The sequence below is a fragment of the Candidatus Nanopelagicales bacterium genome (assembly GCA_041393815.1).
Classification (GTDB): Bacteria; Actinomycetota; Actinomycetes; order S36-B12; family JAWKJK01; genus JAWKJK01.
Genome location: JAWKJK010000001.1, coordinates 582206 through 609024, shown reverse-complemented (window position 1 = coordinate 609024; position 26819 = coordinate 582206). Strand labels below are relative to the sequence as shown.

General features: G+C 74.4%; 22 protein-coding genes. 9 read left to right on the top strand and 13 right to left on the bottom strand.

Translation table 11 applies throughout. From position 1 onward, the window contains the following. Positions 1-96 precede the first annotated feature (96 nt). The 5 genes from sigE to tatB all read left to right on the top strand — a co-directional run bounded on the left by sigE (position 97) and on the right by tatB (position 4724). Entirely contained in the window at positions 97-786 is a 690-nt protein-coding gene (sigE, locus tag R2737_02740; protein ID MEZ5115163.1) for an RNA polymerase sigma factor SigE, read from the top strand. Then, on the top strand, positions 783-1466 hold the full coding sequence (locus tag R2737_02735) for a zf-HC2 domain-containing protein (GenBank protein ID MEZ5115162.1): 684 nt from the start codon (positions 783-785) through the stop codon (positions 1464-1466). Before sigE ends, R2737_02735 begins: the two co-directional genes overlap by 4 nt. 60 nt (positions 1467-1526) lie before the next feature. Beyond that, positions 1527-2639 (top strand): hypothetical protein, encoded by a 1113-nt coding sequence (locus R2737_02730; GenBank protein ID MEZ5115161.1) that lies wholly within the window; start codon positions 1527-1529, stop codon positions 2637-2639. 79 nt (positions 2640-2718) lie between these two features. Further along, a complete protein-coding gene (locus R2737_02725; protein ID MEZ5115160.1) occupies positions 2719-4257 on the top strand; it encodes a trypsin-like peptidase domain-containing protein in 1539 nt (512 codons plus the stop codon). A gap of 56 nt (positions 4258-4313) precedes the next feature. Further along, entirely contained in the window at positions 4314-4724 is a 411-nt protein-coding gene (tatB, locus tag R2737_02720; protein MEZ5115159.1) for a Sec-independent protein translocase protein TatB, read from the top strand. Between the two features lie 11 nt (positions 4725-4735). On the opposite strand, the gene R2737_02715 is transcribed toward tatB, so the two are convergent. The 4 genes from R2737_02715 to R2737_02700 form a co-directional block, all read right to left on the bottom strand. Beyond that, complete coding sequence (locus R2737_02715; GenBank protein ID MEZ5115158.1) at positions 4736-5881, bottom strand: Mrp/NBP35 family ATP-binding protein; 1146 nt, start codon at positions 5879-5881, stop codon at positions 4736-4738. 62 nt (positions 5882-5943) lie between these two features. Next, positions 5944-7683: an ATPase, T2SS/T4P/T4SS family gene (locus R2737_02710; GenBank protein ID MEZ5115157.1), complete on the bottom strand. Its 1740-nt coding sequence runs from the start codon at positions 7681-7683 to the stop codon at positions 5944-5946. A gap of 76 nt (positions 7684-7759) precedes the next feature. Beyond that, on the bottom strand, positions 7760-8338 hold the full coding sequence (locus tag R2737_02705) for a DUF1003 domain-containing protein (GenBank protein MEZ5115156.1): 579 nt from the start codon (positions 8336-8338) through the stop codon (positions 7760-7762). Further along, entirely contained in the window at positions 8331-9599 is a 1269-nt protein-coding gene (locus tag R2737_02700; protein ID MEZ5115155.1) for a CBS domain-containing protein, read from the bottom strand. The genes R2737_02705 and R2737_02700 overlap by 8 nt, the downstream gene beginning before the upstream one ends. A gap of 117 nt (positions 9600-9716) precedes the next feature. Here R2737_02700 and R2737_02695 point away from each other — a divergent pair, with 117 nt between their 5' ends. Further along, positions 9717-10493, top strand: a complete 777-nt coding sequence (locus R2737_02695; protein ID MEZ5115154.1) for a hypothetical protein — start codon at positions 9717-9719, stop codon at positions 10491-10493. Positions 10494-10524: 31 nt separating this feature from the next. Continuing rightward, positions 10525-11445: a DMT family transporter gene (locus R2737_02690; GenBank protein ID MEZ5115153.1), complete on the top strand. Its 921-nt coding sequence runs from the start codon at positions 10525-10527 to the stop codon at positions 11443-11445. On the opposite strand, the gene R2737_02685 is transcribed toward R2737_02690, so the two are convergent. Then, positions 11431-12693: a hypothetical protein gene (locus R2737_02685; protein MEZ5115152.1), complete on the bottom strand. Its 1263-nt coding sequence runs from the start codon at positions 12691-12693 to the stop codon at positions 11431-11433. The two genes, R2737_02690 and R2737_02685, sit on opposite strands and share 15 nt — an antisense overlap. 591 nt (positions 12694-13284) lie before the next feature. On the opposite strand from R2737_02685, the gene R2737_02680 reads away from it, so the two are divergent. Then, the gene (locus tag R2737_02680; GenBank protein ID MEZ5115151.1) at positions 13285-14262 is read left to right on the top strand and encodes a CoA ester lyase; all 978 of its coding nucleotides are present in this window, start codon (positions 13285-13287) and stop codon (positions 14260-14262) included. 27 nt (positions 14263-14289) lie between these two features. On the opposite strand, the gene R2737_02675 is transcribed toward R2737_02680, so the two are convergent. From R2737_02675 to R2737_02655, 5 genes are read right to left on the bottom strand one after another with little or no spacing between them, the layout of a single operon-like run. Beyond that, positions 14290-16431 (bottom strand): hypothetical protein, encoded by a 2142-nt coding sequence (locus tag R2737_02675; protein MEZ5115150.1) that lies wholly within the window; start codon positions 16429-16431, stop codon positions 14290-14292. Next, positions 16428-17414 carry a glycosyltransferase family 2 protein gene (locus tag R2737_02670; GenBank protein ID MEZ5115149.1) on the bottom strand — a complete coding sequence of 329 codons (987 nt, stop codon included), beginning with the start codon at positions 17412-17414 and terminating at the stop codon, positions 16428-16430. Before R2737_02670 ends, R2737_02675 begins: the two co-directional genes overlap by 4 nt. Positions 17415-17427: 13 nt before the next feature. Beyond that, positions 17428-18438, bottom strand: a complete 1011-nt coding sequence (locus tag R2737_02665) for a lysylphosphatidylglycerol synthase domain-containing protein (protein MEZ5115148.1) — start codon at positions 18436-18438, stop codon at positions 17428-17430. Then, a complete protein-coding gene (locus R2737_02660) occupies positions 18435-19214 on the bottom strand; it encodes a class I SAM-dependent methyltransferase (protein MEZ5115147.1) in 780 nt (259 codons plus the stop codon). The genes R2737_02665 and R2737_02660 overlap by 4 nt, the downstream gene beginning before the upstream one ends. Next, positions 19201-20424 carry a glycosyltransferase family 4 protein gene (locus tag R2737_02655; GenBank protein ID MEZ5115146.1) on the bottom strand — a complete coding sequence of 408 codons (1224 nt, stop codon included), beginning with the start codon at positions 20422-20424 and terminating at the stop codon, positions 19201-19203. Before R2737_02655 ends, R2737_02660 begins: the two co-directional genes overlap by 14 nt. A 315-nt stretch (positions 20425-20739) precedes the next feature. On the opposite strand from R2737_02655, the gene R2737_02650 reads away from it, so the two are divergent. Then, the gene (locus tag R2737_02650) at positions 20740-21945 is read left to right on the top strand and encodes an acyl-CoA dehydrogenase family protein (GenBank protein ID MEZ5115145.1); all 1206 of its coding nucleotides are present in this window, start codon (positions 20740-20742) and stop codon (positions 21943-21945) included. Between the two features lie 22 nt (positions 21946-21967). Here the strand turns inward: R2737_02650 and R2737_02645 are convergent, their stop codons facing one another. Genes R2737_02645 through R2737_02635 form a run of 3 tightly spaced genes read right to left on the bottom strand, consistent with a single transcriptional unit; the run spans position 21968 to position 26749 of the window. Next, the gene (locus R2737_02645) at positions 21968-23002 is read right to left on the bottom strand and encodes a zinc-dependent alcohol dehydrogenase family protein (protein ID MEZ5115144.1); all 1035 of its coding nucleotides are present in this window, start codon (positions 23000-23002) and stop codon (positions 21968-21970) included. Continuing rightward, positions 22980-25811 (bottom strand): cation-transporting P-type ATPase, encoded by a 2832-nt coding sequence (locus R2737_02640; protein ID MEZ5115143.1) that lies wholly within the window; start codon positions 25809-25811, stop codon positions 22980-22982. The genes R2737_02645 and R2737_02640 overlap by 23 nt, the downstream gene beginning before the upstream one ends. Next, complete coding sequence (locus R2737_02635; protein ID MEZ5115142.1) at positions 25808-26749, bottom strand: polyphosphate kinase 2 family protein; 942 nt, start codon at positions 26747-26749, stop codon at positions 25808-25810. Before R2737_02635 ends, R2737_02640 begins: the two co-directional genes overlap by 4 nt. Positions 26750-26819 lie beyond the last annotated feature (70 nt).

Here is a 26819-nt window from a genome sequence, read left to right as displayed (position 1 = left end):
ACCGGCAGCCCGGGAACCCCGGGGGGCGGCCCGCGCGTCGGGGGAGTAGCCGGTCGGGTGGCCGGTGGGTGGCACGGCCGGGAAGGAACGGGCGGCATGACGGTGTTGCAGGGGGCAGGCGTGCCCGCGCGCGCCCGCGCACCCCGTACCGACGCCGAAGGGACCGACGCCGTGGGGACCCAGCCGCAGACGCCCGCCCCAGACCCCGGGCAGGCGTCGCCGACAGGCGACCCGGCCCCTTCCTGGGACGACGTCGCCCGCGCCCACGCGCCCCGGATCTACCGGCTGGCCTACCGCCTCACCGGCAACGCGCACGACGCCGAGGACCTCACCCAGGAGGTGTTCGTCCGCGTCTACCGCTCCCTCCCGCGCTACACGCCGGGCAGCTTCGAGGCCTGGCTGCACCGGATCACCACGAACCTGTTCCTGGACCAGGTGCGCCGACGCCGCCGGGTCCGCTTCGACCCCATGCCCGACGACGCCGACGACAGGCTCGCCGGGTCCGAGGAGTCCCCGGCCCAGCAGCACCACGACCGGACCCTCGACGACGACGTCCAGCGCGCCCTGGACGCGCTGTCCCCGGAGTTCCGGGCCGCGGTCGTGCTCAGCGACATCGAGGGCCTGACGTACGAGGAGGTCGCCGCCGCGCTCGGGGTGAAGCTGGGCACGGTGCGCTCCCGGCTGCACCGCGGCCGGGCGCAGCTGCGCGCCGCGCTGGCCCACCGCGCGCCCCGGAGCGGCACCGCCACCCGGATGCCCGCGCCGACGGCCGAGGTGGACCGGTGAGCGCGCACCTCGGGCCCCAGGTCGCCGGGTTCGTCGACGACGAGCTCGACCCGGTGGCCCGCGACCGGGCCCTGGTGCACCTCGCCGGGTGCGACGACTGCCGGGCGGAGGTGTCCGAGCAGCGGCGCGTCAAGGCGCTGCTGGCCGGGCTGGCCGACCCGGTCCCGCCGGCCGGCCTGCTCGACGGACTGGCCGACCGGGTGGCGGCTGCGGCGGGCGAGACCCCCGCGTCCGAGATACCCGCGTCCGACGCTGCTGCGTCTGACACCGCCGCGTCCGAGACCGCGGCGTCCGACACCGCCGCGCCGGCGACCCCGGCGCCGGCCGTGCTGCCCCGACCGCGTCGTCGCCCGGCGACGCCCGTCGCCGCGGGCGCGCGTACTCCCGCCCCCCGGACCTCGCCCAGGGGCCCTGTCACCGGGTCGCCCGGGGTGACCGCCGGCGCGTCGCGGTCCCGACGCCGCCGGCGGTGGGCCGGCCTGGCCGGCGCCGCCGTCCTGCTCGCCGTCGTCGCGGGCTCGGTGTCGGCGGGCTCCCGGTCGCAGCCGCCGCTGGTGGTCCCGCCGGTCGACCGCTTCGCCGCCGAGCACGCCGACAGCACCGGCGGCCTGCCGGTCACCGCTCCCGGCCTGTCCGTCACCCCGGTGCTGCTCCCCGCCGGCGCCGGCACCGCGCCGTGACTCTGGCCGCCGTCCCGAGGACGGCTTCGTGACTCTGGTCGCCGTCCCGAGGACGGCTTCGTGACGAGAGCCGCCGTCCTCGGCATCGCCGGCGGAGCCGCCCTGGCCGCCGCCGTCCCCGCCCTCGCCCTGCTCGGCTCCGCGCCCACGACCAGCGCGGTCGCCTCGGCGTGGACCGGTGACGTGGCCCGCCCGTCGGCGGCGGCGTCCGACGCCCCCGACGACCCGGCCGCCGTCCGCGCCCTGGCCCGCGCCGTGACCGCGGCCAAGGACCAGGCGTACACCGGCCGTGCGGTGGTCTGGGGCTGGTCGCTGTCCAGCGCCCACACCGTCGAGGTCCGCCGCCTGCCCGGCACCGGCACCGAGGTCCGCGTCGTGGACCCCTCGGGACACCTCGGCGCCGGCCAGCTGCGCGCCGACCACTCCGGACCCACGGGCTCGCCCGGCGACACCGGCCGCACCCTCGGCCTGCTGGCCCAGCGCTACGGCGTCCGGCTCGGTCCTCCCGACGTCGTCCTCGACCGCGTCGTCGACGTCGTCGTCGCCCGGCGCGGCGACGGCACCGATGCGGCCCGCTTCTGGCTGGACCGTCGCACCGGCCTGGTGCTGCGCCGCGAGGTGTACGACGACGCCGGCGGCCTGGTGCAGGCGGCCGCGTTCACCGCGATCAGCTACCGCGCTCCCGCGGACCGGCTCGCCGGCGTGGAGGAGACCGAGCCCGAGCGGCCGTGGACCCGGATGGCCGACCCCGCCTCCGTGGACGCGCTGCGGATGCGCGGTTGGCTGTGCCCCGGGGCGCTGCCGCGCGGGCTGGACCTCGTGGACGTCCGGCTGGGTCGGGTGGGCGACTCCGACGTGCTGCAGATGATCTACTCCGACGGTCTCGCCACGGTGTCGCTGTTCGAGCAGCGGGGCCGCCTCGATCCCGACGAACTCGGCGCGATGCAGCCCCAGCAAGTGGCCGGGACCGCCGTGTGGACCCAGCCCGGCGGCGCGGCGCTGCTGGTCTGGCAGTCCGGCGACGCGGTCATGACGCTGGTGGCCGACGCCCCCGACGACGTGGTCCGCGGCGTCGTCGCGGCGCTGCCGGGAGATCCCGAGCCGCCGGGCTCGTTCCCGGACCGGGTGGCCCGCGGCTGGCAGCGGCTGCTCCAGGCGGTGGGCTGGGGATGATCGACGTACCCTGGACCCGGCTCCCCGACGGCGGGGCCGGGCGGGACGCACCGCCCCCGACGTCCCGGTGGGAGCGGCCATGACGTACGAGCACCCGGCGCCGGGTGCCGCGCCTGGCTCCGGCCCGCCGGATCCCGAGCACGACACCGTCGTCGTCCCGGCCGCTCCCGCGGCGGAGTCCGCCCCGGCCCCGGCCGACGCGCCCGCCCACGACACCCGGGTCTACCCCGGGCTGGGGGACCCCTGGTCGACCCCCACGCCGACCGCACCGCCGGCCCCCGGCTACGGGGTCACGACGACCGGTCCCGGTCCGGCGTACGGGGACCCGTGGGCCGCACGCCCGCCCGCGGCGGCCGCCCCGGGGGCCTCCGCCTCCTCCCCGCCGCCGTACGGCTCGACCTCCTACGGCGCCTCCCCCTACGGCGCCTCCCCGTACGGCGCCTCCTCGTACGGTGCCTCGCCCTCCGGCGGCAGCCCGTCCGCCGGGTGGCACCGACCGCCGCCGCAGGCGGCACCCGTTCCGACGGCCGCCGCGGACCGGCCCCGACGCGCGTTCCTGGGCACCGCCGTCCTGGTGGCCGTCATCGCCGGACTGCTCGCGGGCGTGGTCGGCGGCATCGCCGGCTACGCGATCGGCACCCGCGCGGACCGGTCGACCCTGACCTCGGCGGGCACCGTGCTCCCGCAGGTGTCGGGGGACACCTCCCCACCGGCCGAGGGCAGCGTGGCCGCGATCGTCGCGTCCGTCATGCCCGCGGTCGTGTCGCTGGAGGTCACCGGGTCCGGCGGTGCCGGTACCGGGTCCGGCTTCGTCGTGCGCGAGGACGGCTACCTGGTCACCAACAACCACGTCATCGCGCTGGCCGTGGACGGGGGCGACATCGAGGTGGTCTTCGCCGACGGGGAGTCCGCCCGCGGGCGGGTCGTCGGCCGCAACGTGTCGTACGACCTGGCCGTGGTCAAGGTCGACCGCACCGGGCTGCCCACGGTGACGCTGGGCGACTCCGAGGCGGTCAGGGTGGGCGACGCGGTGCTGGCGATCGGGGCGCCGCTCGGGCTGACCGGGACGGTCACCTCCGGCATCGTCAGCGCGCTGGACCGGCCGGTGACCGCCGGCGGCCAGGGGGAGATGTCCTACATCAACGCGATCCAGACCGACGCCGCGATCAACCCCGGCAACTCCGGTGGCCCGCTGCTGGACGGGGCCGGCCGGGTGATCGGCGTCAACTCGGCCATCGCCACGCTCGCCGCCGGCGGCGAGGGCGGCTCGATCGGGCTCGGCTTCGCCATCCCCGTCAACCAGGCCAAGCGGATCGCCGAGGAGATCATCTCCACCGGCGACTCGTCGACGCCGGTCATCGGGGTGCAGCTGGACCTCACCTACACCGGCGACGGCGCGCGGATCGGCGAGGTCACCCCCGGTGGCCCGTCCGAGCGGGCCGGGCTCGGTCCCGGCGACGTCATCGTGGCGCTGGACGGCCGTCCGGTCGCCGACAGCACCGAGCTGGTGGTGGCGATCCGGGCCCGCGCGCCGGGCGACACGGTGACGCTCACGATCGAGGACGGCGACGGCACCCGCGAGGTGTCCGTCGTGCTGGCTGCTGACAGCGAGGGGTAGTCCCCGCCCGGGCGTACCCTGGTCCCCGGTCCGTCCCGCCACCGCGAGGAGCCCACGTGTTCGACATCGGCCTCGGCGAGCTGCTCGTGCTCGCCGTCGTGGGGCTGCTGGTGTTCGGGCCGGAGAAGCTGCCCAAGGCCGCCGCGGATGCGGGCCGGATGCTGCGGACCCTGCGGGAGATGGCGACCGGCGCGCGTCGGGAGCTGGCCGAGTCGGCCGGGCTGGACCTCAGCGAGGCCCAGGACGCGTTGCGGTCGGTCGCCGACCTGCACCCCAAGCGGTTGGCGGCCAGCCTGATGTCGGACGACGAGCCGACGGCAGGCGACGAGGATCGCGCCGACGGCGCCCGCCCCGGCGGCGCCGGCCGATCGGATGGTTGGGTGCCCACCGACGGCACGGCCCCCCGGTCCGCGACGACCGGTGACGGGTCGGGCTCGCGCGCCGCGTTCGACCCCGACGCGACCTGACCGGCGGTCCCTTAGAACCTGCTCGAGGGGGTCAGCCCCAGGCTGGTGCCCAGCAGTCCGCGCGGCCTGCGGCCCAGAGTGCGTGCGACGTCCCGCAGTACCGTGCCGGCGGGGCTGTCCGGGGCGGCGAGAACGAGCGGCTGGCCGGCGTCCCCGCCCTCGCGCAGACCGACGTCGAACGGGATCCGGCCCAGCAGCGGGACCTCGCTGCCCAGCCCGGCCGACAGCTGCTCGGCCACGCTGGCGCCGCCGCCGACCCCGAACAGGTCGATCGGCTCGCCGCAGTGCGGGCAGGGGAAGCCGCTCATGTTCTCCAGGACGCCGGCGACCTTCTGGTGGGTCTGCTGCGACAGCATGCCGGCGCGGACCGCCACCTCGGCCGACGCCAACTGCGGCGTGGTCACCACGACCAGCTCGGCGGTGGGCAGCAGCTGGGCGGTGGAGATGGCGACGTCACCGGTGCCGGGGGGCAGGTCCAGCAGCAGCACGTCGAGGTCGCCCCACCACACGTCGGCGAGGAACTGCTCCAGCGCCCGGTGCAGCATCGGGCCGCGGAAGGCGATCGGCTGCGACACACCGCCGGGCTTGAACGGCAGCATCGAGATGACCCGGACGCCGTGCCCCGTCGGCGGCATGATCATGCCCTCGACCATGGTCGGCGGGTCGGTGACGTCGAGCATGCGTGGGATCGAGTGCCCGTAGATGTCGGCGTCGACCAGGCCCACCGCGAGCCCGTCGGCGGCCATCGCCGCGGCCAGGTTGGCGGTCACCGACGACTTGCCGACTCCGCCCTTGCCCGAGGCGACCGCGTAGACCCGGGTGAGCGAGCCGGGCTGCGCGAACGGGATCTCGCGCTGCTCCTCCCCGCCGCGCAGGCTGGCCCGCAGCGCGGCGCGCTGCTGGTCGCTCATGACGTCGAGCTCCACGTCGACCCCGGTCACCCCGTCGACGGCGGACACGGCCGCGGTCACCCGGCTGGTGATGGTGTCGCGCATCGGGCAGCCGGAGACGGTGAGGTAGACCGCGACCCGGACCCGGCCGGAGTCGTCGACGTCGACCGACTTGACCATGCCGAGCTCGGTGATGGGGCGGTGGATCTCCGGGTCGTCCACGGTGGCGAGGGCGGCCTGGAGCGCGTCGAGGGAGGGTGTGGGCACGCCCCGATGCTAGGTGCCGTCGGTCCGACCCGCCGCCCGGGGGACCGGCGGTCGGCTGCCGCTCAGGTCAGCTCGACCGCGGTGGCGGCGACGCGCAGCACCTCGGACAGCGTCGTACGGTGCTGCAGGGCCGCCTCCACGCCGCGCCGGGTCAGCGGCCGGAAGCCCTCCGCGAGGGCCGCCTCCCGCACCGTCTCCTCGGTGCCGCCGCGCAGCAGGGCGCGGCGTACCGCGGGCGTCACCGGCAGCGTCTCGAAGATGCCGGTGCGGCCGCGGTAGCCGATGTCGTCGCACCGCACGCAGCCGATCGCCTCCAGGTAGGTGCCCGCCTGCTCCTCCTCGGTCATGCCGAGGCGGCTGGCGGTGACGGCGTCCACCCCTGTCTTCTCCACCGCGCAGTACTCGCACGGCACCCGGACCAGCCGCTGGCTCATCACCAGGGAGAGAGACGAGGCGACGAGGTAGGCCGGCACGTCCATGTCCAGCAGCCGGGTCAGGGCGGCGGGGCTGTCCATGGTGTGCAACGTGGACAGCACGAGGTGGCCGGTGAGGGCGGCCCGCACGGCCAACTCGGCGGTCTCCAGGTCGCGGATCTCGCCGACCAGGACCACGTCGGGGTCCTGCCGCAGCACCGCGCGCAGCCCGCGGGCGAAGGTCATCCCGATCCGGTCGTCGATCTGCACCTGCGTGGTCCCGGGCAGCTCGATCTCGACCGGGTCCTCCAGGGTGATCACGTTGCGGTCGTCGCGGACGACGTCGTGCAGCGCGGCGTAGAGGGTGTTGGTCTTGCCCGACCCGGTCGGGCCGGTGATGAGCACGAAGCCCTGCGGCATCTCCACGACCGAGCGCAGCAGCGCCACCTGGTCGTCCTCCAGGCCCAGGGTGCTCATGGTGGGCAGGTCGGTGGAGTGCGGCAGCAGCCGCAGCACGACCTTCTCGCCGCGCAGCGAGGGCAGCGTGCTGACGCGCACGTCCATCTTGCGGCCGTCGATGGCGATCCGGGTGCGCCCGTCCTGCGGGACCCGTCGCTCGATCACGTTGAGCCCGGAGATGATCTTCAGGCGGGCGATCAGAGAGCCGTAGCCGGTCATCGGCAGCTGGAGGACGTCGCGCAGGATGCCGTCCACCCGCATCCGGACCCGCATCCCCTCGCGACCGGGCTCCACGTGGATGTCGCTGGCCCCCAGGCGTACGCCGTGCGAGAGGAACCGGTCGACCATCCGGATCGCGGCCGCGTCGGTCTCGCTGGTGATCTCCTCCTGCGGGGTGGTCTCGGGCTCCTGGTCGGACAGGAACTCCTTGAGCACCTCGTCGTCGACGACCTCGCCCCACACGTCGTCGAGCGCCTTGCGGATCTGCCGCTCGGGGGCGACGCCGACCTCCAGGCCGGTGGCACCGGCCAGGGCCCGGACGTCGTCGAGGGCGACCACGTCCACGGGGTCGGCGACGGCGACCCGCAGCCGTCGGCCCTGCCACCCCAGGACCAGGACGCAGTGCCGCTCCGCGACCGAGCGCGGCACGATCCGCGCGCTCACCGGGTCGATGGTGGCCAGCTGGAGGTCGTGCACGGGCAGGCCGTGGGCCTCGGCGAGGGCCGAGGCCAGCTGGACGTCGTTGACCAGGCCGAGGTCCATCAGCACCCGGCCCAGGCGGCGGCGGTGCTGGGGCTGGTCGTTGCCCTGGGTCGCCAGGGCCCGCTCGAGGTCGGTGTCGGTGAGGATCTTGCGGTCGACGAGGACGTCGCCGAGGCGCCGACGTGCGCCGCGCTCGGGCGCGCGCGCGGCGTCCGGCGTCTGTGTCATCCCGCTCACCCTGCCCCATCGGCCGGTCCGGCCCGTTCCTTGAATCCCGCCTCCGTCCCGGTGGAATCCTCCCCCGTCAGGTGGTCCCGTGTCGCGTGGTCCGGCCGGATGCGTCGCCGTCATTCCCGTGGGTGGCGTTCCCGTGGGTGGGGTGGCTTCCGAGGGCTCCGCTGCCCGGGGCCAGCCGTTCGCCCAGCTCGTCGAGGAGCTCGCGCAGCTCGGAGCGGACGTAGTCGCGGGTGGCGACGTCGCCGAGGGCGACCCGCAGCGCGGCGATCTCCCGGCTGAGGTACTCCGAGTCGGCGATCAGCCGGTCGGTGCGGCCCCGGTCCTCCTGGTACTGCACCCGGTCCCGGTCGGTCTGCCGGTTCTGCGCGAGCAGGATCAGCGGCGCGGCGTACGACGCCTGCAGCGACAGCAGCAGGGTGAGGAAGATGAACGGGAACGGGTCCGGGCGCAGGTCCGGCGGGGCGAACACGTTCCAACTGACCCAGGCGACGATGACGACCGTCATCCAGGCGATGAACCGCCACGAGCCGATGTAGCGAGCGATCCGCTCCGACAGCCGACCGAAGCGCTCCGGGTCGTACGACGGCCGCAGCGACGGGCCGCGCTCCAGCGGCTGGTCCAGGCGGGCGCGCCGACGCTCACTCATCGGCGTCCTCGCCCTCGTCGACGAACTCGTCCTCGCGCCAGTCCTCGGGGAGCATGTGGTCGATCACGTCGTCGACGGTGACCGCGCCGAGCAGGTGGTCGCCCTCGTCGACGACCGGCAGCGCGACCAGGTTGTACGTGGCGAAGTAGCGGGTCACCTGACCCAGCGGCGCGCTGGGGCCGATCGGCTCGATGTCGGTGTCCACGACGGCCGACACCAGGGTCGCCGGCGGCTCCCGCAACAAGCGCTGGAAGTGGCAGACGCCGAGGTACTTGCCGGTGGGCGTGTCCAGCGGCGGGCGCACGACGTAGACCTGGGCCGCCAGCGACGGGGGGATCTCGGGGTTGCGCACCCGCGCCAGGGCCTCCGCCACTGTGGCGTCCGGCGGCAGCACGACCGGCTCGGGCGTCATCATGCCGCCGGCGGTGTTCTCGTCGTAGCGCAGCAGCCGACGCAGGTCGTCGGCCTCGTCCGGCTCCATCAGGGACAGCAGCTCGGCGGCCTGCTCCGGGGGGAGCTCGGCCAGCAGGTCGGCGGCGTCGTCGGGCGCCATCTCCTCCAGGACGTCGGCCGCGCGGCCCTCCTCCAGCATCTGCAGGATCTCGACCCGGTCGTCCTCGGGCAGCTCCTCCAGGACGTCCGCCAACCGCTCGTCCTGCAGCGCGCGGGCGACCTCCAGCCGGCGCTTCGGGGGCATCTCGTGCAGTGCGTTGGCCAGGTCCGCCGGCCGCAGCCGGTCCAGGGTCTCCAGCAGCACCTCGGTGCCCTGCTCCGGCTCCGGCAGGCTCAGACCGGTGACCTCGTTCCACTCCACGACCCAGGACTCGTGCCGCCGCCGGAACCCGCCGCCGCCCTTCCGGACGTACAGCCGGGTGACCTCCCAGTCCTTGGCGCGGTTCTGCTCGATGCCGACGTCCTGGACGGTCACCGTCTCGCCGGACTCGACCAGGGTCACCTTGCGGTCCAGCAGTTCGCCCATGACCAGCGTCTCGCTCGGGCGCTGCTCGAACCGGCGCATGTTGACCACGCCGGTGACGATGACCTGACCGGGGTCGATGGCGGTCACCCGCGTCATGGGCAGGAAGATCCGCCGCCTCGGGGGTACCTCTACGACCAGGCCGAGGACGCGCGGGGGACGGTTGCCGATGCGCAGGGCCACGACGACGTCGCGCACCTTGCCGACCTGGTCGCCGTTGGGGTCGAACACGGCGATGCCGGCGAGGCGCGCCAGGAAGACCCGCCCTCCGACGCCCGTCGTCACGTCGGCAGGCTACCGCCGGGACCCCGCGTCGCCGTGGATGCGCGAGCCCGGCGCTGGACTAGCCTGACCGGGCGCTGCGGGACGACGCCCCGGCGCAGGTGTCGCGGAGGAGGGTCGGTGGCGACGAACGGGACCGGCGCGCGTGCCCGCCGACGCGTCCTCGCGGCGGTGGTCGCGCTGGCTCTCGGTGCCGCACCGCTGCTGGCGGGCTGCACCTCCGAGGAGGGGACGCCCGCGACTGCGACCGCGTCCGCCACGGGCGTCGCCGGGGGCCAGCCCAACGGGGTGGCCGAGCTCGAGCCGGACCGGATCCTGGACCTGGCGACGAAGGCCGCGCTGGAGCGGACCTCGGTGGCGATCACCGGTGACGCGCCGTCCGGGGACGGCCCGGTGTCGCTGGACCTCGAGCTGGTGCGGGACACCGGCGGTCAGGGGACCGTGTCCAACGCGGGCCAGGCGATCGACGTGGTCGTGATCAGCCCCGACGCCTGGATCAGCGCGGACCGGGAGTTCTGGGCGGCCACCGCGGGAGAGGCGGTCGCCGACGCGATAGACGGGCGCTGGGTGCAGGCGTCCACCACCGACCCCGACTACGCCGGAGTGGCCGGACTCGCCGACTACCAGCAGGTGCTGAAGGGACTGCTGTCACCGGCCGGCGACGTCGCCAAGGGTGAGCTCGGTGAGGTGGACGGCCGACCGGCGATCGCTCTCACGTCGTCGGCGGGGGAGCTGTGGGTGGCCACGACCGGCCTTCCGCTGCCGCTGCAGATCACCCGGCAGGACGGTCAGGGCACGGTGACGTTCGCGGACTGGGACGCGGACGTGGACCTCGCGCCGCCGCCGGCCGCGGACGTGGTGTCGGCCGATGCGCTGCCGGGCGGCGGGCTGCCGTGAGCCGCTCCCCGGCCCCCTTGAGTCCCCGGCCATGAGCGCGCCGCGGCCCTCGGCCGTGGCACGCCCCCCGGCCGGCGACCTGCTCCTGCTCGGCGTGGCCGTCGCGTTCATCTCCACGTCCGGCCCGATCATCGCCGCCACGGTGGCCCCCGCCCTGGCGATCGCGTTCTGGCGCAGCATCCTCGGCTCGGCGGCGACGGCCCCGTGGGTGTGGTGGCGTCACCGGGGCGAGCTGGGCGGGCTGACCCGGCGGGAGTGGAAGCTCGCGATCAGCGCCGGCCTGTTGCTCGGCGCGCACTTCGCCACCTGGGTGCCGTCGCTGCGGTTCACCTCGGTGGCCTCCTCCACGGCGCTGGTGGCCACCCAGCCGGTCTGGGCCGCGCTCATCGCCCGAGCCCGCGGCCAGGAGGTGCCGCGGCAGGCGTGGGTCGGCATCGCCCTGGCCCTCGTCGGCGTGGTGGTGCTCACCGGCGTCGACCTGTCGCTGGACCCGCGCGCCCTGTTCGGCGACCTGCTCGCCCTCGCCGGCGCCGTGCTGGCGGCCGCGTACGTCACGGTCGGCGGGCAGGTCCGCCAGTCGGTGTCGACCGCGTCGTACACGTTCGTGGCGTACGGGTCCGCCGCCGGCGGCCTGCTGGTGCTGTGCGTGGCGACGGGTCAGCAGCTGACTGGCTACGACGCGCAGACCTGGCTGCTGATCCTGGCGCTGACCCTGGGGGCGCAGCTGCTGGGCCACACCCTCATCAACCGGGTGCTGTCCACGACGTCGGCGACGGTGACGTCGCTGGCGATCCTGTTCGAGATGCCCGGCAGCACGCTGATCGCGGCGGTCTGGCTGGGACAGGTGCCACCGGTGGGTCTGATCCCCGCGGTCGTGCTGCTGTTCGCCGGGCTGGCGCTGGTGATCCGGTCGGGGGACCGTCGCACCCCGACGGAGTCACCCCCGATCTGACCGCGCGTCGCCCCGTCCGGCCGCGCGCCCGTGGGCGGTGCCGGACTCCCCGGCGCGGAGGACGCCGGCCAGGGGCACCAGCAGCACGGCGGCGAGCACGGTCGTCGCCATGCCCCAGACCAGTCCGGCGGACTCGGCCAGCACGCCCACGGCCAGGGGCGCCACCACGAAGCCGATCCGCGCCAGCCAGCTGACGACCGCGACACCGGTCGCGGGCCGGACGCCCGGCAGGTGCGCGGCGGCGAGGAGCGCCGCGGGGAACAACGGGGCCACGCCGAGGCCCACCAGGGCGCTGGCGAGGACGAAGGCGACCGGCCCCCCGACCAACAGGCCGACGCCGTAGCCGACCGCCACCGCGACCATGGCGACCCGGACCACGACGACCTGCCCGTACACGTCGATCACCCGGTCGGCGAGGAAGCGGCCGAGGGTCTGCGCCGCGGCGAAGGCGACGTACGCCAGGCCGACGGCACCGGCGGCCGCACCGATGCTCGCCATGTAGACCGACGACCAGCGTGCGGGTACGTCCTCGACCACGACGGCCAGCAGGATGAACAGGCCGAGGAGTACCAGCGGACGGGTGGCCGCCCGGGCGCGCACGGTGGGTCCGCCGTGCCCGTCCGCGCCGGCGGCGGCGGCCCCGTCACCGTCGACGAGGTGCGAGTGCGGGTCGGGGCCGGGGAGCAGGCTGCGCGCGGCGACCAGGCCCGCAACGCACGCGCTGAGGCCCACCGCCAGCAGGAACGGGGCGAGCGGGACCTGCAGCGCCGCTGACGCCGCGCCCAGCGCGCCCCCGACCACCGCGCCCACCGACCAGAACCCGTGGAACGAGTTCAGGATCGACCGGCCGTACCCGGCCTGGACCCGGATGCCGTGGGCGTTCATGGCGGCGTCCATCACCGCGTCACCGGCGAGGACCCAGAACAGGGACAGGCCCAGGGTGACGGTGCCCGGGGCGACGGCCGGGAGGAACAGCAGCGGGGCATAGCTCAGCAGCGCCCCGACCGTGACCCGGGCGCTGCCCCAGCGGGAGACGAGGGGTCCGGCGACCGGGCCGACCGCCAGGCCGCCCATCGCTCCGATGGCCAGGGCGGCCCCGAGCGCGGCGTCGTCGATGCCGAGGGACTGCTGCACGTCGACGAGCCGGGGGAGGATCGCGGCCCCGGTGATGCCATTGATCGCGAACATGGCGGCCACCGCGGCGCGAGCCCGCCGCAGCGGCGCCGGAGTCGTCACCGAGGCACCCACGCCGCAGACCCTAGGGCCCTCCCCGGCCCCTGCCGGGTGCTGCGTCCCGCGTCCCGCGCCGCGCGCCGCGCCGCGCACCGCGCACCACGCGTGAACACACGACCCCCTGCGCCGAACCTGGGCACACCTGGGCACACGATCCGCTATGCGGATCGTGTGCCCAGGTTCGGCGGCGTGTCGCGGTCGGATCCGGTCACACGATCCGGGCGGTGTGACGGACGAGGCCGGTGAGCCGGTGGACTTGTGCGCCGGGGTTGACCAAGCGCTGGTCCCGCACGGCCGTTCGTACGGACGTGCCGGGGGCGGCGCGTGCCCCAGTCGCCTCAGGGGTCCCACCGCCCGGATCGTGTGACGAGATTCGGGTCCGACACGCCGCGCGAGTTCGGCACACGATCCGCTAAGCGGATCGTGTGCCCGGTAGGGGGGCGGGGGCGGCGTCGGCCGGGGGCGGCGGACACTCCATGAGGAGTGCTGGCTAGGCTCGGAACGTCGTTCGGGGCGTGCTCGGCGCCGTGCACCCGGGTGCCGGTAACCCGTTCGCGCCGTTCGTGATCCGTGGTCCTCGCTCACCTCGTCGAAAGGCTCGGGCCGATGTCCCCCACCACCGACACCGCGCGTACCCTGCGCTCGCGCCGCTCCTGCCTGGCCGTCCCCGGCAGCAGCCCGAAGATGCTGGACAAGGCCCGGGGCCTGCCCGCCGACCAGGTCTTCATGGACATCGAGGACGCGGTGGCTCCGCTGGCCAAGCCGGAGGCGCGCAAGAACATCGTCGCGGCGCTGAACGAGGGCGGCTACGACGACAAGGTCCGCGTCGTGCGCGTCAACGACTGGACCACCCAGTGGACGTACGCCGACGTCGTCGAGGTCGTCGAGGGCGCGGGAGCGAACCTGGACTGCATCATGCTGCCCAAGGTTCAGACCCCCGAGCAGGTCGTCGCGCTGGACCTGCTGCTCACGCAGATCGAGAAGTCCAACGGCCTGGAGGTCGGCCGGATCGGCATCGAGGCCCAGATCGAGAACGCCCTCGGCCTCATCAACGTCGACGCGATCGCGACCGCGTCGCCCCGCGTCGAGACGATCATCTTCGGCCCCGCGGACTTCATGGCCAGCATCAACATGAAGTCGCTCGTCGTCGGGGAGCAGCCTCCCGGCTACGACGTCGGCGACGCCTACCACTACATCCTGATGCGGATCCTGATGGCCGCCCGGGCCCACGACAAGCAGGCCATCGACGGCCCCTACCTGCAGATCAAGGACGTCGACGGGTTCCGCCGGGTCGCCGGGCGCAGCGCCGCGCTCGGGTTCGACGGCAAGTGGGTCCTCCACCCCGGCCAGATCGACGCCGCCAACGACGTCTACTCCCCGCGCCAGGAGGACTACGACCACGCCGAGCTCATCCTCGACGCGTACGAGCACGCCACGTCGGCCGCCGGCGGGGCCAAGGGCGCGGTCATGCTCGGCGACGAGATGATCGACGAGGCCTCGCGGAAGATGGCGCTGGTGATCGCCGCCAAGGGCCGAGCCGCCGGGATGCAGCGGACCAAGACCTTCACCCCGCCGGAGGGCTGACCTCCGGGTCAGTCCGCCGCGGCCCTGCTACGTCTCGGGGTTGATGTCCAGCATCGGCGCCGTACGGCCGTCCACGGGCAGCAACGACAGCCGCCAGTACAGCCTCTGCACCGCCCGGGGCGGTCCCTCGATGCGCCGCTGGTAGACCGGCACGGAGTCCACCACCTCCGGGAACCGCTGCGCCACCGAGGAATCGACGACCGCGACCGGCGTGTAGCCCTGCGCCTCGGCAGCCTGGGCCCACTGCACCACGCGAGCCGGCGAGACGCCGAACCTCGTGCGCACCACCGGAAGACCGCACGCGGTCGCCAGCGGGGTGATGAGGCGCTCGCGCACCGCGCTGACCACGACGACGGGCCGCGCGTCGGGGTCGCCGGTCCGCATCTCGGCCTCGGCGTGGATCCCCTGGCAGGTCTTGTCGAGCACGCCGACCATGCCCACGTGCGCGCCCTGCCCGAGGAACGGGCCGGACGCCAGCCAGGCCGGCAGCACCAGCACCCCCACGCCGACGGCAGCGGCCATCCCGCCGAGCACCCGCCCTGCGCGCCCACCGGAGGCGTGGCCCAGGCCGGAAGCCCAGGTGACCGCCGCGGCGATCCCCACCGTCGCGGCCAGCACGAGCAGCGGGTACGCCCCCACGACCAGCCGGCGGGACGCCCACAGCTGGTCGGGGGTGATCGACCACGACCGCAGGTAGACCGCCTCCTGCACCAGCAGCGCGACCACCAGCACGGTCGAGCCGACGGCCCACCGCGGCCGCCGGTCCCACGACGCCGAGCCGCGCACCGAGAGGCACACCAGCGCGACCGCGGCGAGCAGTAGCGCGCCGAGCCCGAAGTACCACGCCACCGAGGCCACGGTGAGCTCGTCGTACGTGCGCGTGCCGTCCAGCGCGAGTCCCTCGTATCGCTGCAGCCGCTCGATGGCATAGGCGTACGGGGAGTCTGCGGGGATGCCCCGCGCGGTGTCCCAGAACACCCGGGAGCCCTGGTATGCCAGCAGCAGCAGGCCGAGCGCGGGGAGCAGCCGGGGCAGCCAGCGCCGCCACCACGACGGGCCGGCAACGGGAGCCCGGGCGCCCCGGCGGGCCAGCAGCACCGCCACCGCGAGGGCCACCAGGGTGACGGCGGTCGCGGCCCAGCCGAGCACCATCTCCCGGGTCAGGTCGGCGAGGTACTTCGGCGAGGACCAGGACGTGACGAGTACCCCGAGTCCTGCGGTCCCCACCGCGGCGACGGCGGCGGCCGCCGCCCACCGCCACCGGGTCGCCGGCAGCAGCCCGGTGAGCAGGGCCACCGCGAGCAGCAGCACCACCGGCACCGCGCCCAGCAGCACCGCGTCGACGCGCACCAGGCCGGCCAGGCCTGCCGCAGTCGCGCCGGTCAGGATCGACGGGAGCCGCCCGGCGACCAGCCCGTCGGCGACCAGCGCCAGCCCACCGAGGGTGAGCAGCAGGGTCACCGGCTCGGTGAAGGTGGCGCGGGCGACGTAGAGCCAGGGCAGGCTCACCGCCAGGACCAGCGGCGGGAGCAGGGACAGCGCGCGGTTCCCCAGCACCGCTCGGGCGAGTAGCACCACCCCCAGCAGGGACAGTGCGGACAGCACCGGTCCGGCGTGCACCGGGAACGTGCCCGGGTCGGTGAGCCGACCGACGGTAGCGAGCAGCAGCGGCAGTCCGGGCGCGCCCTGGACGTACGCGGTCCCGGGCGTCGGTCCCTCGCCCAGCGCCGGTCCGGCGACGGTCATCACCCCGGGCACGGCCTCCACCAGGTCCGCGGGTGCCAGGTCCAGGGGGACCCCCTGCCCGAGCTGCAGCAGGCGGGCGGAGGTGATGAGGAACCCGGGGTCGCGGTTGATGTCGACCCACTCCGCGTGGGTGACCCACAGCCAGGCCCCCGCCGCTGCCACCAGCCCCCACGGGGCCCAGGACGCCAGCGCCGGGGGTGGCTCCACCCCGGCGTCGCGGTCCTCCCGCACCCGGGCCACGACCCAGGCCGTCCCGGCGGCCAGGCCCACCGCCGCCACCACCGCGGAGGCCCACGCCGGCAGCCCGACCGTGGCCAGCGCCAGCACCGACGGCACCAGCGCGGCGGCGACCGCGACCACGACCCCCTCGGGGGCCCGGTACGCCGCCCGGCGCGCCAGCCGCGCCGGCGACGCGGGCGTCACGGGGACCCGTACGGCGGCCCGGCCTCGCGGTCCCGCTCCCGGTCGTGACGGTGGTCCAGCCGCCGCACCCGGGTCAGGGCCTCCGCGGTGATGGTCCGCAGGCTGGCGATCTGGTCGGCGAGCAGGCCCAGGCTGAACAGCTGCACGGAGGTCAGCGCGAAGACCGCGCCGAGGATGACCGACTGGGTCCGCCCCGCGGTCCCGTCGGGGATGTAGTCGATGAGGAACGGGATCCACACCGCCAGCGCCGCGATGCCGAACAGGACGGCCAGCGACCAGAACAGCCTCAGCGGGGAGTAGTAGGACCAGATCCGGAACAGCGCCAGGCCGTTGCGCCGTACGTAGCCGCCGGTCGAGGAGAACAGCCGGCTGGGCCGCTCCACGGAGTTGCGGCCCACCGGCACGTTCGCGAGCGCCAGGTTGCGCCGGCCGGCCTGCACCAGGGTCTCCAGCGTGTACGTGTAGCGCGTGGTCACGACCAGCCCGTACGCCGCCTCGCGGTCGTACGCACGGAAGCCGGAGGTCGCGTCGGCGACGTCGAGCCGGGACAGCCGACGGACCACGCTGGTGCCCAGCCGCTGCAGGGCGCGCTTGGTGGCGCTGAACTCCTCGACGTTGCCGGTGTCGCGGTCGCCCACCACGACGTCCGCGTCGCCGTCGAGGATGGGGCGCACCAGCCGAGCGACCGCCGCGCCCTCGTACTGGTTGTCGGCGTCGGTGTTGACGATGACGTCCGCGCCCAGCCGGAGGCACGCGTCGATGCCCGCCGCAAAGGCGGCCGCCAGGCCGCGGTTGGTGCGGAAGCGGACCACGTGGTCCACGCCGTGCGCCCGGGCGACGTCGGCCGTGCCGTCGGTCGAGCCGTCGTCGACGACGAGCCACTCGACCTCGTCGAACCCGTCGACCTCGCGCGGCAGGTCCGCCAGGGTGGTCGGCAGGTGCTCCGCCTCGTTGAGGCAGGGGATCTGGATGATGAGCTTCATCGGGCCCTCGCGGTCATGACGGACCCGAGGCTAGCCGGTGCGTGCGGCGGCGCCGAAGCGCTGCACCCGTCCCGGCGAGCAGGGCGTCAGCCACCACCAGCGTGAAGCGCGAGCCCAGCGCCACCACCACGGCCGCGGCCGAGGATGGCGACCAGGGGGCGAGCAGGCCGGCGAGGACGGCGTCGCGCACGCCGAGACCGGCGGGGAGCACGACGGCGACCATGCCGAGGACCCAGGCCGCGGCGAACGCGACCGTCGCCACCGCCCAGGGCGCGGGCCCGCCGACGGCCGAGCCGAGGACCACCAGGTGCAGGCCGAAGCAGGCCCAGGTCGCGGTGTTGAGGGCGGCGGCGACGAAGAGCGCCCGCGCGGACGGCCGGTCGCCGAGGTCGCGCCGGGCCACCCGTCCGGTCACTCCGAGTGCGACCCCGAACAGCCCGGGGACGAGGGCCGCGGCGAGCAGCAGCACCGCGCCGAGGGCGGCCAGCACGCGCAGCCACGGGTCGGGCTCGGCGAGCACCCCGGCGGCCGCGCCGCCGAGCCCGAGCGCCCCACCCAGCGCGGCCGTCGACGCCAGGGTCACCAGCGAGGCCCCGGCCGCCCGCCCGCGCGGGATGCCGAGGTCGCCCGCGAGGTCCGCCTGGGCCACCACCGACCACACTCCGCCGGGGAGGTACTTGGCCAGCTGGCCGAGGAAGAAGTCCGGCAGCACCACCGCCCGCGGGATGTCCGGCAGCGCCGCGGCGTCGCGGTGCGAGCGGACCTGGTCGGCCAGCAGCTCGCGGTACGCCAGCCCGGCGAACACCTGCGCCAGCAGGCCGAGGGCCACGGCGCCGGCGAGCGCCGCGGGGACGTGCCGCAGGTCGTCGGACACCTGCGGCCAGGCCCGGACCAGCGCGACGACCAGCAGGACCACCGCGGCCAGTCCGAGGACCGCGCGCAGCACCGTGCGCAGGGACGGCCGACGGCGGTTCGGGGCGTTGTCGCCCGTCGGCGGGCCGCCGGGATCGGCCGGGACGGTCACCCGGGGGCCCGACCGCGGGCGACCAGGCCGGTGCCGCCCAGCGGGAGGCGTCGCTGCAGCAAGCGGAACGGCGCGGTCCCGTACCGCGTCGCCACCCCGGCGGCGCCCGCGCTCGGCTGCAGCAGGCGGCCGCTGCCGGCGGTCCGCTCCGCAGGTGCGGCGTCCTCGTGCGCCGCGCCGGCCCCGGTGCGCAGCCGGCGGCGGGCGATCGTGTTGCGGCCGGTCTCGAGCACGAAGCTCAACGGCCCGCCGTACGGAACCACCTCCACGTCGACCAGACCCGCTGCGACGAGGAGCGCGGCCAGGCCGTCGGGCCGGTAGCGGCGCAGGTGGCCGGCCAGCTCGTCGGCCGGGCCGAAGCGCTCGGGGTGCCCCGGGGTGCTCAGCAGCAGGTGCCCGCCGGGGCGCAGCCGCGCCGCCCAGTCGGCGAGGACCCGGTCGTCCTCCGGCAGGTGCTCGATCACCTCGAACGCGCACACCAGGTCGAACCGCTCGTCGCTACCGAGCAGGTCCAGCGAGCCGTTGAGGACGCGGCTCGGTGGGTGGATCCGGGTGGCGGCCACCGCGTAGGAGTCCGGGTCGGGCTCCAGCCCGGTGTAGCGGTAGCGCCGGGCCAGCCGGGTCCCCACGGCACCCAGGCCGCAGCCGACCTCGAGGGCGTCCTGCCCGGCCGGCAGCAGGGTCCGGACGACGTCCCAGCGCAGCCAGGCGTTCGGCGTGAGCGGCGGCAGCGGCTCGGCGGTGCCGCCGGCCGGGGTCCCGTCAGCGGGCGGCATGGGCCAGCACCTCCGGCTCGGGCGCGGTGGGGTCGCCGAGGAGCGCGACCAGGGGCCGTACGACGGCCTCGGCCCGGAAGTCGCGGTCGGCCCGTGCACCGGCGGCGGCGCGCAGTGCGATGACCCGGGGGCGGTCGTCGGCGAGTGCCTGAAGCGCGTCGGCCAGCGTCTCGGGGTCGCCGGGCGGCACCAGCACGGCGTCGTCGCCGAGCAGCCGGCGCTGCGGGGGTGTGTCGGCGGTGACCAGCGCGCAGCCCGCGGCCATCGACTGGAAGGCCTTGGTGGGGACCACCCGGCGCGCCTTGGGGGTGTCGCCCACGATGCCGACGGCGACGTCGTGCGCCGCGACGAGGTCGGGCAGTCGCGCGGGGTCCACCCAGTCCCGCCAGGTGATGCGGACGGCGGAGTCGGCCGTGGGCGCCAGCTCCTGCGCCCGGTCCCGGTCCTGTCCGTCGCCGACGAGGGTGACGTCCAGCCGGACGCCTCGGTCGGCCAGCAGTGCCAGCGCGCGGGCCAGCACCGGGGCGCCGTGCAGCGGGGTGTAGGCGCCGAACCAGACCACCCGCAGGGGCGCCTCGGGGTCGACGTCATCGGCGGGTCGCCGGGCCACGAACCAGGCGTCGCCGGCGCCGACCCGGATGACGACAGCGCGCGGCCGGGCAGCGGCCGGGAGGCCCGCCCGCTGCTCCTCGGTGTCCACCACGACCACGTCCGCGGCACCGGTCGCGGCGCGGTCGAGCCGGTCCAGCAGGAACAGCCGCACGCCGCCGCGGACGCCCCGGTCGCGGGCGGTCTCGGCGGCGCCGGTCAGGTGGTCCAGGACCAGGGTGGAGGCGGGGAACAGCCGCCGGGCGAGCAGCACGTCGAGGTGGCCGAGGTAGCCGACGACGACCACCTCCGGATCGGGTCCGCGGCGCAGCGGCCGGCTGCTCAGCACCAGACGGCCCCACGTGCCTGCCGCGGTGACCGCGGCGCCGGCCAGGGCGAGCGGTCCGCGCAGCGCAGCGATCCGCTGGTCGGTGCCGAGCTCGAGCGGGACCGTCAGCTCGGTCACGGCCCAGCCGTGGCGGCGCAGGCCGGCCAGCAGCACCCCGACCCTCGGGTGCCGGCGGACGTCGTACGTGCCGAACCCCAGCACCTGCCCGCGCCGTACGCCGCCCCGGGCGGCGCCGGCCCGGCGGCCGGAGGTCAGCGGGCTGCGGGGAGTCACCCGCGGAGGCTACCCACCCGCCCTCCCGGCCCCACGCCCGCGGCCGAATGAGCCCGGGCGTTGCTTGCAGCCCCGAAATCGTCCGGAAAGCGACGTGGGGACTCATTCGGCCGAGAAGGGGAGGGGGCGGCAGGGACGGGATGTGGCGGCGGGGGACCCGGGGAGGCTTCCGGGGGGCGGGGGGCGGATACTCGTCGGTAACCGCAGCCGTCCGGGCGTTCGCGGCCACCACGGCACCGGGGCCGAGCCGGGACCACCCCCGGCACGACCCGACCGGGGCCGACGCCGCGCCCGTCGTACGAGAGGGAGCCCCGCATGCCCCGCCTGGCCCAGACCGAGGGACTCACCGACGTCCAGGAGGAGATCCTCAAGGCCGTCCGCGACTTCGTCGACAACGAGATCATCCCGGTCGCCAACGAGCTCGAGCACAAGGACGAGTACCCGACCGACATCGTCGAGGGGCTGAAGGAGCTCGGCGTCTTCGGGCTGATGATCCCCGAGGAGTACGGCGGTCTGGGCGAGTCGCTGCTCACCTACGCGCTGGTCGTCGAGGAGATCGCCCGCGGGTGGATGAGCGTGTCCGGTGTCATCAACACGCACTTCATCGTCGCGTACATGCTCATGCAGCACGGGACGCCGGAGCAGAAGCAGCACTTCCTCCCGCGGATGGCCACCGGCGAGGTGCGCGGCGCGTTCTCCATGTCCGAGCCCGGCTGCGGCTCCGACGTGGCGGCGATCCAGAGCAAGGCCGTCCGCGACGGGGACGACTACGTGCTCAACGGCCAGAAGATGTGGCTGACCAACGGCGGCTCGTCCACCCTCGTCGCCGTCCTGGTCCGCACCGACGCCGAGGCCCCGGAGGGCGCCAGCGTCTACAAGCGGATGACGACGTTCCTGATCGAGAAGCCCGCGGGCTTCGGCGAGGTCAGCCCCGGCCTCACCATCCCGGGCAAGATCGAGAAGATGGGTTACAAGGGCGTCGACACCACCGAGCTGGTGATGACGGACCTGCGCCTGCCGGCGGACACCGTCCTCGGCGGCGTCCCGGGCAAGGGCTTCTACCAGATGATGGACGGCGTGGAGGTGGGCCGCGTCAACGTGGCCGCCCGCGCGTGCGGCGTCTCGATCCGCGCGTTCGAGCTCGGCATCGACTACGCCCAGCAGCGCGTCACCTTCGGCAAGCCGATCGCCGAGCACCAGGCCGTGGCGTTCCGGCTCGCGGACATGGCGACCAAGGTCGAGGCCGCGCACAACATGATGGTGATGGCCGCCCGCAAGAAGGACTCCGGCGAGCGCAACGACCTCGAGGCCGGGATGGCGAAGTACCTGGCCAGCGAGTACTGCAAGGAGGTCGTGGAGGACTCGTTCCGCATCCACGGCGGCTACGGCTACTCCAAGGAGTACGAGATCGAGCGGCTGTACCGCGAGGCCCCCATGCTGATGATCGGCGAGGGCACCGCGGACATCCAGCGCATGATCATTGCCCGGCGCCTGCTCGAGGAGTACAAGCTGCGCACCTGACCGAACGGTCAGGTGACCCAGGTCAGGTCACCAGGACGAACGCACCCCGGACGAGGCCCGCGTCGAGTCGACGCAGGGCCTCGTTCGCGTCGTCGAGCGGAAGCACCTCGTACTCGGTCCGCACCCCCGCGGCCGGCACCAGTGCGAGGAACTCGCGGACGTCGTCGCGGGTGACGTTGGCGACGGACCGGATCGAGCGCTCCAGCCACAGGTCGTCGTAGTCCATGGCCGGGACCTCGTCGAGGTGGATCGCGTTGATGGCGACCGTGCCTCCGAGGTCGAGTGCCTTCACCGCCGCTGCCACCACGAACCCCGCGGGCGCGAACGTGATCGCCGCGTCCAACCGCACGGGCGGGGGCTCGTCGTACGTGCCGGCCCAGACCGCGCCGAGAGCCAGCGCCCGCTCGGCCTCGCCGGCCGACCTGGTGACCACGTACGGCTCCAGGCCCCAGTGCCGTGCCACCTGGACGACGATGGTCGCGGAGGCGCCGAACCCATACAGCCCCAGGCGTGCCCCGCGCTGGCCGGCGTCCATGCCAGCGACCCGCAGCGACCGGTAGCCGATGACCCCGCCGCACAGCAGCGGGGCGATCGCGGCGTCCGCGCCGCCGGGCGCGTCGTCGTACGCCGGCCCCAGGTCCGGCAGGTCGAAGGCGAAGTCGGATCGGGCCAGGGCCGTGTCCGCGTAGCCACCGTCGACATCCCAGCCGGTGAACGTGGCATCCGGGCACAGGTTCTCGCGGCCGGACCGGCAGAAGCGGCACTCGCCGCACGCGCCCGCGATCCAGGCCAGGCCGACGCGCGATCCCACCCGCGCGGGGTCGACACCGTCGCCGACGGCCGCCACCCGCCCCACGACCTGGTGGCCCGGGACCACGGGCAGCCGGTGCGCGGGCAGGTCGCCGGTGACGATCTGCAGGTCGGTGCGGCACACCGCGCAGGCGTGCACGCGAACCAGCACCTCTCCGGCGGCCGGCGCCGGCGGGTCGTCCCTCCGGTCGGCTGTCAGCCGGTCGCTGTCGACGGGTCCCGGGTCACGCAGCAGCAGTCGTCGCACGACTCCCATCCTGCGCCGCCGCGGGCGGCGCTGGCGAGGGGCTGGCGGCCGGGACCGACGCGCCCTCAGACGGAGTGCGCCGCCGCGCGATCAGCTTGCCCAGCTCCCACAGCAGCAGCAGGGCGACACCGGCGCCGAGGCACAGGCCCCACTGCTCGATGGTCAGGTGGTGGGTCCCGATGATGCGCTGGAGGAACCCGACCTCGGTCACGAGGATCATGAGCACCAGCACCAGCCCGACGAACAGGTTCAGCTGCTTGTTGTCGAAGGTGGTCAGCGAGAACGCGGAGTCCTTGACGCTTCGGCTCTCCCACGAGCCCACGATCCGCATGAAGCTGAACGCCGTCAGTCCCATGGTGGTGGCGACGACCACGCTGTCGGTCGAGGCCTGGCCGTACGAGATCAGCGACAGCAGCGCCACCGTCATCGCGAGTCCGACCAGCCCCACCGTGGTGATCATCGACCGGTCCAGGATGTTCGCCCCGCGCTTGAGCGGCCGGCGGCTCATCAGCCCGGGGGTCTCCTTGTCGAACCCGAGGGCGACGCCGAGCGGGGTGTCGATGAAGAAGTTGATCCAGAGGATCTGCGCGGCGCTGAACGGCTGCCCCGCCGCGATGTTGAGAACCGTCGCGAACAGGAAGGTCGCCACGAACGTCACGAGCGTGATCAGGATGAACCGGATGTACTTGTTCAGGTTGTCGTACAGCGACCGGCCCTGCTCTACCGCGTAGATGATGGTGGCGAAGTCGTCGTCCTGCAGGATCATCCGGCCGGAGTTCTTCGCCACGTCCGTGCCGGTGCCCATCGCCACGCCGATGTCCGCGGCCTTCAGTGCGGGCGCGTCGTTGACGCCGTCGCCGGTCGCGGCGACCACGTAGCCCTTCTTCTGCATGATCTCGACCAGCCGGCGCTTGTCGGCCGGGGCCACGCGTCCGATGACGCCGATGCCCTCGATCTGGTCGAGCGCCTGCTGGTCGCTCATGGCGGAGAGCTCTGCACCGGTGATGGCCTTGCCGGGGATGCCCAGCTGCTCGGCCACGGCCGCACCGGTGGTCACGTCGTCGCCGGTGACCATGCGTACCTGGATGTGGGCGGCCTGGGCCTTCTGCACCGCATCCTTCGACGACGGACGCGGCGGGTCGATGAGACCGACGAGCGCACCGAGGGTCAGGTCCTGCACGAGGTCGAGCAGGTTCCCCGAGGGGTCGAACGCCGACGGGTCGATGTCGCGCGTCCCGGCGGCGAGCACCCGCAGGCCCTTGGCCTCGAGGTCCGAGACCTGCTTCTCGACCGCGTCCTTGCCGGCGTCGTCCATCGCCCCGGTCTGCCCGGCGCCGAGTCCCCGGCTCGACGAGCGCGAGACCAGCGCCTCCGGCGCGCCCTTGACGTAGCAGCGCACGACCGCGGACCCGTCGTCCTTCTTCTCCTGGCAGAACGCTGCCATCAGCTTGTACGTCGGGTCGAACGGCAGCGTCGCCGCGCGGGCGTGCTGGGTACGGGTGCTGTCTGCGTCGACGCCCGCCTTGTGGGCGAGGACCAGCAGAGCGCCCTCCAGCGGGTCCCCGACGACCTTGCCGTCCTTGAGCTGGGCGTCGCTGGCCACCAGGAACGGCAGCAGCAGCGGGTCGACCTTCGAGTCCTTGCCGGCTTGCCGCAGCACCTTTCCGTCCAGCGCGTAGCCCTCGCCGCTGATGGTGAACACGTCCTCGCCCTCGACCAGGGTGACGGCGGTCATCTGGTTCATCGTGAGGGTGCCGGTCTTGTCGGAGTTGATCGCCGACACCTCGCCGAGGGTCTCGACCGACGACAGGTCCTTCACCACCGCGTGCCGCGCGGCGAGCGCCACCGCTCCTAGGGACAGGATCACCGTCACCACCGTCGGCAGCGCCTCCGGGATCGCAGCGATCGCCAGCGCGACGGCGGTGACGAACAGCGAGTCGAACTCCTCGCCGCGCAGCAGCCCGACGACGAACATCACGACCATCGTCAGCCCGGCCGCGACCGCGATCCAGATCGTCATGGTGTTGAGCTGGCGGTCCAGCGGAGTCTTCGTCGAGCCGGTGCTCTTGAGCATCTGCGCGACCTTGCCGACCTCGGTGGCGGCGCCGGTCGCCGTCACCACGAACACGCCGTCGCCGTGGGTCACGTCGGTGTTCTCGAACACCATGTCGTGCTGGTCACCGGTGGCGACCGCGGCGCCGCCGGACGGGGTCGGGGGCGGGTCGGTCTGCTTGGCCGACGGCGTGCTCTCCCCGGTGAGGGCGGACTCGTCCACCTGCAGCGAGTCGGTGGACACCAGCCGCCCGTCCGCCGGGACCCGGTCCCCGGCGGCGAGGAGCACCGCGTCGCCGGTCACCAGGGTCGACGGGTCGACCTCGACGACGGACCCGCCACGGCGGACGCGCACCTTGGCGACCGACATCTGCTGCAGCGCGTTCATCGCGCTGGCCGCCTTGCCCTCCTCGATCAGGCCGACGATCGCGTTGAGCACGGTCAGCGCCAGCAGCAGCACGCCGGTGGCCCACTGCCCGATGACCAGGGAGACGGCCCCGGCAACGACCAGGATGATCTGCAGCAGGCTGGTGTACTCCTTGAGGAACCGCACGATGCCGGGTGTCGGCTTCTCCGTCGGCAGCGCATTGGGCCCGTTCTGCTTCAGCCGCGTCGCCGCCTCGTCGGCGGACAGCCCCTGCGCGGGGTCGACGCCCAGCTTCTTCGTGGCCTCGTCGACGCTGAGGGCGTACCAGGCCGTGGACGACCCGGCCGGCGCCCCCGCCGACCCTGCTGCCGGGGCCTTGGCCGTGGTCATGACGACGCACCTCCTGCCGGGGTCGGTGTGTCGCCGCCGGTGCTGCCGCCCCCCGCGGTGCCCAGCAGGTCCTCCTTTGCGTGCGCGAGGTCCGCCTTCTGCTGCGCGGTCACGTCCGGGTACTGCGGGTCGATGCGCGCCATCGCCTCCAGCAGGACCGCGCTCGCGGACAGGTGGGAGAACCACTTGTGGTCCGCGGGCAGGACGTACCACGGCGCCCACTCGGTGCTGGTGTGGTTGAGCATGTCCTGGAAGACCGTGCGGTAGTCGTCCCAGTACTGCCGCTCGTGCAGGTCCGCGGCGGAGAACTTCCAGTTCTTGGCCGGGTCGTCGATCCGCTCGAGGAATCGGCGCTCCTGCTCCTTCTTGGACACGTGCAGGAAGAACTTGACGATGACGGTCCCGTTGTCGGTCAGGTAGCGCTCCCAGTCGTTGATCTCGCGGTAGCGCCGCTTCCACAGGTGCGGCCGCTGCTCCTCGGGCACGTCGGGCCACAGCATCTGCGGGTGTACGCGGGTGACGATGACGTTCTCGTAGTGGGACCGGTTGAAGATGCCGATCCGGCCCAGCTCGGGCAGCACCAGGTTGTGCCGCCACAGGAAGTCGTGCGCTCGCTCGGTCGCCGAGGGGGCCTTGAACGAGTGCACGTCGACACCGGCCGGGTTCAGGCCTGTCATCACGTGCTTGACGGTCCCGTCCTTCCCCGCGGCGTCGATGGCCTGCAGCACGACGAGCATCGCCCGGTCCGCCTGGGCGTAGAACTTGTCCTGGTAGGCGAACAGCTGGCTGATGCCGTCGGCCAGAGCCGCGGCGCCCTCGTCCTTGTCCAGGTCGGGGTCCTTGCGCCCGGCGTCGTAGTCGCGATCGAGGTCCACGGTGCGGCCAGGGGGGACCAGGCACGGCTCGGCCAGGGATTTCCAGTGCGTGTACACGGCCACCTCCGGAGTGGCTCGGTCCGGTCGGCTACGTGAGAACGATTCCGCTCGCCGGGCCGGGTGTCCTGCTGAG

Coding starts and splice junctions, on each gene's coding strand:
- sigE (MEZ5115163.1), top strand. CDS start 97: ATGACGGTGTTGCAGGGGGCAGGCGTGCCCGCGCGCGCCCGCGCACCC.
- R2737_02725 (MEZ5115160.1), top strand. CDS start 2,719: ATGACGTACGAGCACCCGGCGCCGGGTGCCGCGCCTGGCTCCGGCCCG.
- R2737_02710 (MEZ5115157.1), bottom strand. CDS start 7,683: ATGACACAGACGCCGGACGCCGCGCGCGCGCCCGAGCGCGGCGCACGT.
- R2737_02705 (MEZ5115156.1), bottom strand. CDS start 8,338: ATGAGTGAGCGTCGGCGCGCCCGCCTGGACCAGCCGCTGGAGCGCGGC.
- R2737_02690 (MEZ5115153.1), top strand. CDS start 10,525: ATGAGCGCGCCGCGGCCCTCGGCCGTGGCACGCCCCCCGGCCGGCGAC.
- R2737_02680 (MEZ5115151.1), top strand. CDS start 13,285: ATGTCCCCCACCACCGACACCGCGCGTACCCTGCGCTCGCGCCGCTCC.
- R2737_02670 (MEZ5115149.1), bottom strand. CDS start 17,414: ATGAAGCTCATCATCCAGATCCCCTGCCTCAACGAGGCGGAGCACCTG.
- R2737_02660 (MEZ5115147.1), bottom strand. CDS start 19,214: ATGCCGCCCGCTGACGGGACCCCGGCCGGCGGCACCGCCGAGCCGCTG.
- R2737_02650 (MEZ5115145.1), top strand. CDS start 20,740: ATGCCCCGCCTGGCCCAGACCGAGGGACTCACCGACGTCCAGGAGGAG.
- R2737_02640 (MEZ5115143.1), bottom strand. CDS start 25,811: ATGACCACGGCCAAGGCCCCGGCAGCAGGGTCGGCGGGGGCGCCGGCC.